This is a genomic window from Candidatus Rokuibacteriota bacterium (assembly GCA_016209385.1).
Taxonomy (GTDB): domain Bacteria; phylum Methylomirabilota; class Methylomirabilia; order Rokubacteriales; family CSP1-6; genus JACQWB01.
In genome coordinates, this window is the sequence record JACQWB010000296.1 from 1 (window position 1) to 10,499 (window position 10,499).

Sequence of the window (10,499 nt, forward strand, 5' to 3'; positions counted from 1 at the left end):
CTTGGGGGAGGTTCGGAAGGGGGGCGAAGCCCCCCTCCGAGTCAACTAGCGGAACCCAATGGAAAAACGAGCGATTCTGGCGGCCGTCCTCATAGCCGCCCTTCTTATCCTTTACCAGATCCTGTTCCCGCCGGTTCCCCCCCCGCCGCCGCCTCCCGAGTCGGCGAGGGAGCAAAAGGCGGCGCCGGTTCAGGAGGCGCCCGCCCCTCTTCCCCCACCCCTGAAGCCCCTGAGCCAGGCTGCCCCACCAGGCCGGGTCGTCACGGTAGAGACCCCCCTCTACCGTGCTCGCGTCGAGAGCGAGGGGGGGAAAGTGATCGAGTGGGTGATCCATTACCGGGGCGACAAAGCCATGGTGCTCAAGGATCTCGTGGGCTCGAAGGGTCTCAGCCTCCACCGAGACGGGGCAGCCCAGCCGCTGGCCTTCGAAGTCAGCCCCGAGCGCCTCGTCTTAGGAGCCGGGCGGCCCCGTGGCGACCTCACTCTCGTCGGAGCCGATGGCTACGGGGTCAGGGTCGTGGAGTCGCTCACCTTCAGCGCCCAGGACTACCGGCTCGAAGTCCATGTCAAGATCGAGAACAGGCACTCGGTCGCGCAGTCCGCGGAGGTCCTGCTTCCCTGGTTCACCCAGGGCAAGTGGCCCGAAGGCCAGGGCGAGCAGTTCCAGGGGCAGCGCCCCACGCGTGTCGTGAGGCTCCTTCCCCACGGCGTCCAGCGTGAGGAGTTCGACAAAGTGAGCGAGACGGCCGCGGCCGGCGAGTGGATCGGGCTCGAGAGCGAGTGGTACATTGCGGCGCTGATCCCCCGGAGCCCCGGGTTCAAGCTCGTGACGCAGAAGGGACCGGACGGCCAGGTCGAGATTGCCCTCAAGGCCGTTCCCCCGACCTTGGCCCCAGGGCAGAGCTGGGAAGGGCGCGCCCTGGTCTATCTCGGGCCGAAAGAGTACGACCGGCTGCGCGCCGTGGGGGTCGGGCTCGAGCAGACCATTCACTTCGGCGAGCTCTTCTACCTGCCGTTCCTGCGGATGGAGTGGCTCGCGGTGCCGATCCTCTGGCTGATGAACTTCGTGTACCGCTACATCCCGAACTACGGCGTCGCGATCATCCTGCTCACGGTGCTGACGAAGATCATTTTCTACCCGCTCACGCTCAAGAGCATGGCCTCCATGAAGGCCATGCAGACGCTTCAGCCCCAGGTCAACGCGCTCCGGGCGAAGTACCAGAAGGACCCGCAACGGCTTCAGCGCGAGACCATGGAGCTCTACCGAAAGCACAAGGTGAACCCGATGGGCGGCTGCCTGCCCATGGTGATCCAGATTCCGATCTTCTACGCGCTCTACCTCGTGTTCTCGCTGTCGGTGGAGCTCCAGAACGCGGCCTTCCTCTGCTTCGGCAAACTCTTCGGCGTTGCGCTCTGGATCTGCGACCTCAGTCAGTACGACCCGACGTACATCCTCCCCATCCTCATGGGCATCTCGATGTTCATCCAGCAGAAGATGACGCCGACGGTGGGCGACCCGCGGCAGGCGAAGATCATGCTCTTCATGCCGGTGCTCTTCACCTTCATGTTCCTGAACCTGCCCTCGGGGCTCGTCCTCTACTGGTTCGTCTCCAACGTGCTCCAGATCCTTCAGCAGTCCTACATGGACCACGGGGCGAAGCCTGCCGGCAAGGAATCCCGGGAGGGAAAGCGCCAGTGACCGTGCTGGAGGAGGAGGGGCGGACCCCGGAGGAGGCCGTGGAGGCCGGGCTCCAGAAGCTCGCGCTGGGCCGCGAGTACGTCCTGGTGGAGGTTCTGGATGAGGGCACCAAGGGGTTTCTCGGGCTCGGGGGACGGACGGCCCGGGTTCGACTCACAGTCACGCCAACCGGGAATCAGATCCTCCACGGGCGCCGTCTCCTCCAGGATCTCCTGCGGCTCGTTGGGGTCAGCGTGGAGATAAGCCAGCACGAGGTCGAGGGTGTGCTGAGCTTCGAGCTGAAGGGGGAAGACGCCGGGCTCCTGATCGGAAAACAGGGACAAACTCTGGATTCTATTAACTTTTTAATCTCTAGAATCCTCAGCCGTCAGCTTGGCGAGCGGACCCCGGTCCAGGTTGACGTGGAGGAGTACCGTGGTCGGAGGAAGCGCCTCCTGGTCCAGCGCGCGCTAAAATTGGCTGAGCAAGTGAAGACGAGCGGCGAAGCGGCGATCCTCGAGCCCATGTCCCCCCTAGACCGGCGCACCATCCACTTGACCCTTCAACATGATCCAGGCGTCCGCACCTCCAGCGATGGCCAAGGATCGCTCCGGCGTCTCGTTATCTCACCGGTTCCTCGCCGGGCTTGAACCCGTCTTGGACAGGGCGCCCGGGCTTTCCTTTAATTTCCAGAAGATCCTTCATCGTTCCCCCACCGATCGCGAAGTCGCTGCCTTCTCCACCTACCTTTCGCTTCTGCTCCGCTGGAACCGGGTCCACTCACTGACCGCCTACCGCAAGCCCGAAGAGATCGTCGAGAGGCTTTTCCTCGACTCGCTCCTCTTTCTCGAATACCTTCCATTGGCGGCAGGCTGCCGGGTCCTGGACCTGGGTTCGGGTGCCGGGGTGCCCGGAATCCCGCTCAAAATCGTCAGGCTTGAATGGCAGTTAACACTCATTGAGGTCCGCCGAAAGCGGACCTCTTTCCTGGCCACCGTCGTCAGGGAGCTCGGGCTTGAGGGGGTCACCGTCCTGACGGGACGCGCAGAATCCCTCCTGGGCAGTGTTCCGGGGTTGAAGGAGGGGTTCGATGCTGTCGTCACGCGGGCCTCAGGGCCAATCGGAACGATGGCTCCTCTGGCCCTCGGCTTTGTGAAACCGGGCGGGCGATTTGTAGCCGCCGGACCTCCAGCCAGGGGCTCGGCGCTACCAGGGATCCCCGGGGGCCGCTGGCGAGAGGCCATGTCGCCGGTTTCGGGCAAGCCCAGGCTATTCCTTGTAGTCGAAAAAAACTCTTGAGATCCTGGTTGCGTATTTGACACAATGTTGCACGTGAAACAGGGATGGTTCCATGTTCCACGTGAAACTGATCCGGTGAGGCGGTGGTGGGCCGGGTTCTGGCAGTAGCCAACCAAAAGGGAGGAGTCGGAAAGACCACTACCGCTGTTAACCTGGCCGCCGGTCTCGCGGCAGCCGAACGCCAGACCCTCCTCGTTGACCTCGACCCTCAGGCAAATGCCACCACCGGGCTCGGTGTTACGGGCTCCGGGCTTACGGTCACGACCTACCAGGTCATCATGGGCGAGGAGGCCGTTGAGAAGGCCCTGCTCCCCACCGAGGTCCCGTTTCTTTGGCTCGCCCCGTCCACCATCGATCTCGTCGGCGCCGAGATCGAGCTGGTCCCGGTCAAGGAGCGCGAATTCCAGCTCCGGCGGGTCCTCGAGCCCGTCCTATCGAAGTTCGACTTCATCCTGATCGACTGTCCGCCATCGCTCGGGCTTCTGACGGTCAACGCCCTCGTCGCGGCCGCCTCGGTGCTGATTCCGCTCCAGTGCGAGTTCTACGCCCTCGAGGGGCTGGCCAAGCTCATGAACACGGTTCGCCTCGTCAAAGAGGGCTTGAACCCTCGGCTCCAGATCCAAGGGATCCTCCTCACGATGTTCGATGGCAGGACAACACTTTCGGCGCAGGTGAGGGAAGAAGTCACACAGCACTTCAAGGCTCAGCTCTTCGAAACGATCATTCCCCGGAACGTCCGCGTGTCAGAGGCACCGAGTCACGGAAAGCCGCTCATCCTCTACGACCTGAGATCAGCCGGGGCCATCGCCTACCTCGAGCTCACGAAGGAGGTGCTCGTCCGTGACTAGGGAACCCGGAGGGGGGCTACGCCCCCCTTCCGGACCTCCCCCCACGATCGGTTGCGCCGGCGGAGCCGGCGCTCGAACGTGCTTATTCCGAGAGCCTCCCAGGAGCTTCTCGGGAGCAATGTGCTTCGAGCGCGGGCTTCGCCCGCGCAACCGATTCCTGGGGGAGGCCTCGGAGGGGGGCGTCGGGGCCCCCTCCGATTGTGCTAGCGGAGGTGCTCGCCCATGACTAGACGGGGGTTGGGTCGAGGGCTGGGGACGCTGCTGTCGCCGGCAGCGGGCGAGCCGGGCCGGTTTCTGGACATCCCGGTCGACGCCATCCAGCCCAATCCGAATCAACCAAGAAAGTCCTTTGATTCCAATAGTTTAAACGAGCTTATCGCCTCGGTGAAGCAGACCGGCGTGCTCCAGCCCGTCGTCGTTCGTCACTCCGATAACGGCTACCAGATCGTGGTCGGGGAGCGACGCTGGCGCGCCGCCCGGCTCGCCGGGCTCAAGACGATTCCCGCGGTCATCCGAGACGCGAGCGACTCCGAGTGCCTCGAGCTGGCCCTGGTCGAGAACCTCCTCCGCGAGGACCTGAATCCGATGGAGGAGGCCGAGGCCTACGAGCGGCTCCTGGCCGAGTTCCAGTGGACCCAGGAGGAGCTGGCGCAGCGGGTCGGGAAGGATCGAAGCTCCATCGCCAACTGCCTTCGCCTCCTGAAGCTCCCCGGGCTGATCCAGGAGGACCTCAGGGCCGGACGGCTGACCATGGGGCACGCCCGCGCCCTTCTCGCGCTCTCGTCGCCGGTGGAGCAGCTCAAGCTGCGCGAGGAGATTCTCGCGCACTCGTGGTCGGTGAGGACCACCGAGGAGGGTGTTCAGCGCAGCCAGATCCGGAGGCGAGCCCCGCGCCGCTCGCCCGAGCTGACCGCCCTGGAGGAGGCCCTGCGCGAGAGCCTCGCTACGCGCGTCCGAATTGTCGGTAGCGACCAGCGCGGCAGGATCGAGGTCGGGTACGCCTCGCGCGAGGAGCTCGAGCGGCTGGTCGAGCAGATCACGCGGAAACCGATGTAGAGTAAAAAGCCAATGGCGAGCGCGAGGCGAGGCGAACGAATCGTCGTCGGGATGAGCGGCGGGGTGGACTCGTCCGTTGCGGCCGCCCTCCTCGTCGAGCAGGAGTACGACGTCGTCGGCGTCACGCTCCGGGTCTGGCCCTGGCGTGAGCCCGAGGATCCGCGGCAGCGCTTCGGGAGCTGCTGCTCGCCGGAGACCGTGGACGACGCGCGGCAGGTCGCGCGCCGTCTCGGAATCCCGTATTACCTCCTGAACCACGAGCGCGAGTTCGACCGGACGGTGATCGCCGATTTCATTGGCGAGTACCGGGCGGGGAGGACGCCGAGCCCGTGCGTGGTCTGTAACCGCGAGGTGAAGTTCGGCACGCTCCTCCGTCGGGCCCTCGCCTGGGAGGCTCTGGCCGTGGCCACCGGCCACTATGCCCGGATCACCCGCGACGCCACGACCGGCCGGCTCCTCCTCTGGAAAGCGAAGGATGGGCGGAAGGACCAGTCCGACTTTCTCTGGCCGCTGACGCAAGCCCAGCTCGCGGCGGCGCGGTTTCCGGTCGGCGAGCTGACGAAGGGCGAGGTCAGGGCCAGGGCGCGGGCCCTCGGCCTCGTGACGGCCGACAAGCCCGAGAGCCAGGAGATCTGCTTCATTCCCGATGACGACTACCGCGGGTTTCTCCAGAGGCAGGCCCCTGACGCATTCGCCCCCGGCCCCGTCGTGGACCGAGCGGGGCGCGTCCTGGGAACGCACCGCGGCCTTGCCGCCTATACCGTCGGCCAGCGCCGGGGCCTCGGGGTGAGCGGGGACCGCCCCCTCTATGTTCTGGCCCTGGATCGGCAGCGGAACGCGGTCGTGGTGGGGGAAGGGAAGGACCTGGAGACCGACCATCTCGTCGCGTCCAGTGTCAACTTCATCGCCTTCGATCGCCTCGACGGCGAGCTGCGCGTCGCCGTGAAGATCCGCCACAGCCATACGCCAGCTCCAGCCACGCTCTCGCCGGCAGGAGGCGACCGCGTCCGCGTGCGCTTCGACGCCCCCCAGCGGGCCGTGACACCCGGCCAGTCGGCGGTCTTCTACCAGGGGGATCTGGTCATCGGGGGCGGGATCATCGACAGGGCTTGACAGTTCTGTCGCGGCCGTGCTACTCGTTGCTACTGTTTTGCTTGCTCCTCTTTTCACAACGGCTCAGAGGAGACACTCGCGCATGGCTTTGAGGTTCGGGCTCGTCGCCTGTGGATGGCTTCTCCTCCCGGAGTCGGCGTTTGCCGCCGAAGGGGGGCTCATCAGCCTCGACAAGTCGCTGATCGTTCAGGCGATCAACTTCTTCCTGCTCCTCCTCATCCTCTGGCGCTTCCTCTACCGGCCTTTCCTCGCCAAGCTGGAGGAGCGGAGCCAGGCCATCAAGCGGTCCCTCGAAGAGGCCCAGTTGGCCCGCGCCGAGGCCCAGCGCCAGCAGGAGGAGCATCGGGCCAGGCTCTCGGCCGCCCACGCGGAGGCTCAGGCCATCCGCGAGGCGGCGCTCCGGGAGGCGGCGGAGGAGCAGCGGCGTCTGGTCGAGGCCGCGCGCCAGGAGGCCCGGCGCATCGTGGAATCGGGCCGGCTCGAGATCGAGCAGGATGTCCGGCGGGCCAGGGAGGAGCTGCGTCGCGAGGTGGGTGACATCGCCGCGGCGATCGCCGAGCGGCTCCTCCGCAGGAGCCTCCGCGACGAGGACCACCGGCGGATCGTCGAGGCCGCGATCGCGGAACTGGAGCGCACCAGGTGAAGCGGCGGGAGGCGACCGCCAAGCGCTACGCGCGGGCGCTGTTCTTCCTGGCGCGCGAGGCGCGGGGGGAGCAGCCAGTGGCGCAGGAGCTCGAGGCGGCCCGCGACCTCGTCGCGGCCCACCAGGAGCTGAGCGATTTTCTCCTGCGCCCCTGGATCAAGGGCGAGGCGAAGAAATCGGTGATCGCCGGCGTCGCCGAGGGGGCGGGCTGGTCGGCGCTGGCCAGGGACTTCCTCGGCTTGCTCGCCGTGCGGGGGCGCCTGGACCATCTTCCCGAGGTCGTCCGGGTCTATCGCCGGCTCGTCGACGAGGCGCAGGGCCTCGCGCGCGCCGAAGTGCGCTCGGCGGTGGCGCTCACCGAGCCCCAGCGGCGGGCGCTCGCCGAAGGACTGGGACGCGTCGCGGGCAGGCGCGTGCTGGTGGAGGATGTGGTGGATACGACGCTGCTGGGCGGCTTCGTCGCGCGCATCGGCAGCCTGGAGGTCGACGGTAGCCTGAACGGGCAGCTGGCCCGGCTCCGCGAGCAACTGGTCAGGGGGTAGCGGATGATCAAGGCGGGGGAGATCAGCGAGATCATCAAGCGGCAGCTCCAGGGGTACGAGGCCGAGGTCGACCTGAGGGAGACGGGACGCGTGATCGAGGTCGGCGACGGCATCGCGCGCGTCTACGGCCTGGAGCACGCGATGGCCGGCGAGCTCCTCGAGTTCCCGGAGGGCATCTTCGGCATGGTGCTGAACCTCGAGGAAGACAACGTCGGCGCCGTGCTCCTGGGCGAGGACACCCACATTCGCGAGGGCGATCCGGTCAAGCGGACCAAGCGGATCGCCCAGGTTCCCGTCGGGGAGGCGCTGGTCGGGCGCGTGGTGAATGCTGTCGGCCAGCCCATCGACGGCAAGGGGCCGATCCAGGCGAAGGAGTTCCGGCCGATCGAGCGCTACGCCCCGGGCGTGGTGGACCGCCGCCCGGTCAAGGAGCCGCTCCAGACCGGGATCAAGGCGATCGACGCCATGATTCCCATCGGGCGCGGCCAGCGCGAGCTGATCATCGGCGACCGGCAGACCGGGAAGACTGCCATCGCCGTGGACACGATCATCAACCAGAAGGGGCAGGGGGTGTACTGCTTCTACGTCGCCGTCGGGCAGAAACGCTCGACCGTGGCTCAGGTGGTTAAGATCCTCGAGGACACCGGGGCGATGGCCTATACGACCGTGGTCGCGGCCACGGCGTCGGAGCCCGCGCCGCTCCAGTACGTGGCCCCGTACGCGGGCTGCGCCATGGCCGAGTACTTCCGCGACAGCGGGCGGCACACGCTCTGCATCTACGACGACCTCTCGAAGCACGCCCAGTCCTACCGGCAGCTCTCGCTGCTCCTCCGCCGGCCGCCCGGACGCGAGGCCTATCCGGGCGATGTCTTCTACCTGCACTCGCGGCTCCTCGAGCGGGCCGCCAAGCTCAACGACGAGCTGGGCGGCGGCTCGCTCACGGCGCTGCCGATCATCGAGACCCAGCTCGGCGACGTCTCCGCGTACATCCCCACCAACGTCATCTCGATCACCGACGGCCAGATCTACCTGGAGACCGACCTCTTCTTCGCCGGGATCCGGCCCGCTGTAAACGTGGGGCTGTCCGTCTCCCGCGTCGGCGGCAACGCCCAGGTCAGGGCGATGCGTCAGGTGGCGGGGAAGCTCCGGCTGGACCTCGCGCAGTTCCGCGAACTGGCGGCCTTCGCCCAGTTCGGGTCCGAGCTGGACCGGGCCACCCAGCTCCAGCTCGCCCGTGGTCTGCGCATGGTGGAGGTGCTGAAGCAGGGGCAGTACGCGCCGGTCTCGATGGAGAAGCAGGTCGTGATCATCTACGCGGGCACCCAGGGACACCTGGACGACCTGCCGGCGGACGCGGTCGCGCCCTTCGAGGAGTTCCTGTACCCCTTCGTCGAGCGCCGCGCTCCCCAGGTCTACGGCGAGATCAGCGACAAGAAGGAGCTGTCGGAGGGTCTCCGCCAGGCCCTGGACCAGGTCATCCAGGAAGCCAAGGCCGAGTTCGTTCAGGCCAAGGGCATCAAGGCCGCGTAAGTCTCGCATGCCTGCCGTCTCTTCGAGGAGGATCGGAAGGAGGGCGTAGCCCCCCTGCGAGGCTATGGCGACACTTCGCGAGGTCCGGCGGCGGATCCGCTCGGTCCAGTCCACGCAGAAGATCACCCGCGCGATGAAGCTCGTCGCGGCGGCCAAGCTCCGCCGCGCCCAGGAGCGGATCGTCGAGGCGCGTCCCTACGCCTCGAAGATGTCCGAGCTGCTGGCAAGCCTGGCCCTCCGGGTGAGCCCCGAGCAGCACCCGCTGCTGGCCCGGCGGGAAACCGCGCGGCGCCTGGTCCTCATCATCGCCGCCGACAAGGGGCTCTGCGGCGCCTTCAACGCCAACGTCCTGAGGCGCTCGCTGGAGTTCATCCGCGGGTCGGGGGAGACCGCGGTGACCCTGGTCGTCGTCGGGCGCAAGGTCCGCGACCACTACCGTCGCCGCGCGTTCAGCATCAAGTCGGAGATGGTGGGCTTCTTCGATCGCCTGGCGTACTCCCACGCTCAGGAGCTCGCGGCCCGGGTCATCGACGCGTACGCCGCGGGGGAGGTGGACGAGGTCCACCTGATCTATAACGAGTTCCGCTCGGTCACGGTTCAGCGCGTCGTGCGGGTGCAGCTCCTCCCGATCGAGTCGGCCCCGGAAGGAGCCGATGCACCGCTCGTGGACTATCTCTACGAGCCGTCCCCGGACGCGATCCTGGCCGCGCTCCTCCCCAGGCACGTGACGACCCAGGTCTATCGGGCCCTCATGGAGTCGCTGGCCGGGGAGTACGGCGCCCGGATGACCGCCATGGATGCCGCGACGAAGAACGCTCAGGAGATGATCGAGCTGCTGACGATCCAGTACAACAAAGCCCGCCAGGAGCGGATCACAAAAGAGCTTCTGGACATCGTGGGCGGCGCCGAGGCCCTCAGGAAGGCGGTCGAATAGATGTTCGAGCCGAGGGAGTTCGGAGGAGCCGCAGGCGACGACACTCACGAGGCGAGGCCCGAGTAGATGTTCGAGCCGAGGGCCGTCGGCCATGCCGGGAGGCAGGCCCGGCACGCGGCGAGGCCGAATTAAGGAGCCTAGGATGAACGAAGGCAGGATCGCGCAGGTGATCGGTCCGGTGGTGGACGTTGAGTTCGAGCCCGGCAAGCTCCCGGCGATCTACAACGCGCTGGAGGTCCCGGGAGTCGAGGTCAAGGACATCTTCTCGTACTCGCAGAAGCTGGTCCTGGAGGTCGCCCAGCACCTCGGGGACAGCCGGGTGCGTGCCGTGGCGCTCGCCTCGACCGACGGGCTCACCCGCGGGATGCAGGTCGTGGACACAGGCGGGCCAATCTCCATCCCTGTCGGGAGAGAAACGCTCGGCAGGATTCTGAACGTGATCGGGGAGCCGGTTGACAAGCAGGGGCCGGTGAAGTTCGAAAAGACCTACCCGATCCACCGCCCGGCGCCGCCCTTCGAGGAGCAGGAGACCAGCGTCCAGATGCTGGAGACCGGCGTCAAGGTGATCGACCTCCTGGAACCTTACACGCGAGGCGGCAAGACGGGACTCTTCGGCGGTGCCGGCGTCGGCAAGACCGTCATCATCATGGAGCTGATCCACAACATCGCTAAGCACCACGGCGGGATTTCGGTCTTCGGCGGGGTGGGGGAGCGGACCCGCGAGGGTAACGACCTCTGGCTCGAGATGAAGGAGTCAGGCGTCATCGAGAAGACCGCGCTGATCTACGGCCAGATGACCGAGCCACCTGGGGCACGGCTCCGCGTGGGGCTCACCGGGCTCACCGCCGCCGAGTAC

11 protein-coding genes are annotated in these 10,499 nt (G+C 66.9%); all 11 read left to right on the plus strand.

Annotation, left to right across the window (positions count from 1 at the left end; translation table 11 throughout):
* The first annotated feature begins 58 nt into the window (after positions 1-58).
* Positions 59-1,699 (plus strand): membrane protein insertase YidC, encoded by a 1,641-nt coding sequence (yidC, locus tag HY726_22455; protein MBI4611760.1) that lies wholly within the window; start codon positions 59-61, stop codon positions 1,697-1,699.
* Positions 1,696-2,328: a Jag N-terminal domain-containing protein gene (locus HY726_22460; protein ID MBI4611761.1), complete on the plus strand. Its 633-nt coding sequence runs from the start codon at positions 1,696-1,698 to the stop codon at positions 2,326-2,328. The genes yidC and HY726_22460 overlap by 4 nt, the downstream gene beginning before the upstream one ends.
* Complete coding sequence (gene rsmG / locus HY726_22465) at positions 2,273-2,977, plus strand: 16S rRNA (guanine(527)-N(7))-methyltransferase RsmG (GenBank protein ID MBI4611762.1); 705 nt, start codon at positions 2,273-2,275, stop codon at positions 2,975-2,977. Before HY726_22460 ends, rsmG begins: the two co-directional genes overlap by 56 nt.
* An 86-nt stretch (positions 2,978-3,063) precedes the next feature.
* On the plus strand, positions 3,064-3,825 hold the full coding sequence (locus HY726_22470; GenBank protein ID MBI4611763.1) for a ParA family protein: 762 nt from the start codon (positions 3,064-3,066) through the stop codon (positions 3,823-3,825).
* A 222-nt stretch (positions 3,826-4,047) separates the two neighbouring features.
* Complete coding sequence (locus HY726_22475) at positions 4,048-4,881, plus strand: ParB/RepB/Spo0J family partition protein (GenBank protein MBI4611764.1); 834 nt, start codon at positions 4,048-4,050, stop codon at positions 4,879-4,881.
* Between the two features lie 12 nt (positions 4,882-4,893).
* Positions 4,894-5,994 carry a tRNA 2-thiouridine(34) synthase MnmA gene (gene mnmA, locus HY726_22480; protein MBI4611765.1) on the plus strand — a complete coding sequence of 367 codons (1,101 nt, stop codon included), beginning with the start codon at positions 4,894-4,896 and terminating at the stop codon, positions 5,992-5,994.
* Positions 5,995-6,076: 82 nt separating this feature from the next.
* Complete coding sequence (gene atpF / locus HY726_22485; GenBank protein MBI4611766.1) at positions 6,077-6,637, plus strand: F0F1 ATP synthase subunit B; 561 nt, start codon at positions 6,077-6,079, stop codon at positions 6,635-6,637.
* Positions 6,634-7,179, plus strand: a complete 546-nt coding sequence (gene atpH, locus HY726_22490; GenBank protein ID MBI4611767.1) for an ATP synthase F1 subunit delta — start codon at positions 6,634-6,636, stop codon at positions 7,177-7,179. The genes atpF and atpH overlap by 4 nt, the downstream gene beginning before the upstream one ends.
* Before the next feature lie 3 nt (positions 7,180-7,182).
* Positions 7,183-8,709, plus strand: a complete 1,527-nt coding sequence (locus HY726_22495) for a F0F1 ATP synthase subunit alpha (protein ID MBI4611768.1) — start codon at positions 7,183-7,185, stop codon at positions 8,707-8,709.
* A gap of 64 nt (positions 8,710-8,773) precedes the next feature.
* Positions 8,774-9,643, plus strand: a complete 870-nt coding sequence (atpG, locus tag HY726_22500; GenBank protein ID MBI4611769.1) for an ATP synthase F1 subunit gamma — start codon at positions 8,774-8,776, stop codon at positions 9,641-9,643.
* A gap of 142 nt (positions 9,644-9,785) precedes the next feature.
* Positions 9,786-10,499 (plus strand): F0F1 ATP synthase subunit beta (locus HY726_22505; GenBank protein ID MBI4611770.1); only part of this gene is annotated, 714 nt, incomplete at its 3' end.

Bases quoted from the DNA above. Each gene is read 5' to 3' on its own strand.
- yidC (MBI4611760.1), top strand. From the start codon at position 59: ATGGAAAAACGAGCGATTCTGGCGGCCGTCCTCATAGCCGCCCTTCTT.
- rsmG (MBI4611762.1), top strand. From the start codon at position 2,273: ATGGCCAAGGATCGCTCCGGCGTCTCGTTATCTCACCGGTTCCTCGCC.
- HY726_22475 (MBI4611764.1), top strand. From the start codon at position 4,048: ATGACTAGACGGGGGTTGGGTCGAGGGCTGGGGACGCTGCTGTCGCCG.
- mnmA (MBI4611765.1), top strand. From the start codon at position 4,894: ATGGCGAGCGCGAGGCGAGGCGAACGAATCGTCGTCGGGATGAGCGGC.
- atpF (MBI4611766.1), top strand. From the start codon at position 6,077: ATGGCTTTGAGGTTCGGGCTCGTCGCCTGTGGATGGCTTCTCCTCCCG.
- HY726_22495 (MBI4611768.1), top strand. From the start codon at position 7,183: ATGATCAAGGCGGGGGAGATCAGCGAGATCATCAAGCGGCAGCTCCAG.
- atpG (MBI4611769.1), top strand. From the start codon at position 8,774: ATGGCGACACTTCGCGAGGTCCGGCGGCGGATCCGCTCGGTCCAGTCC.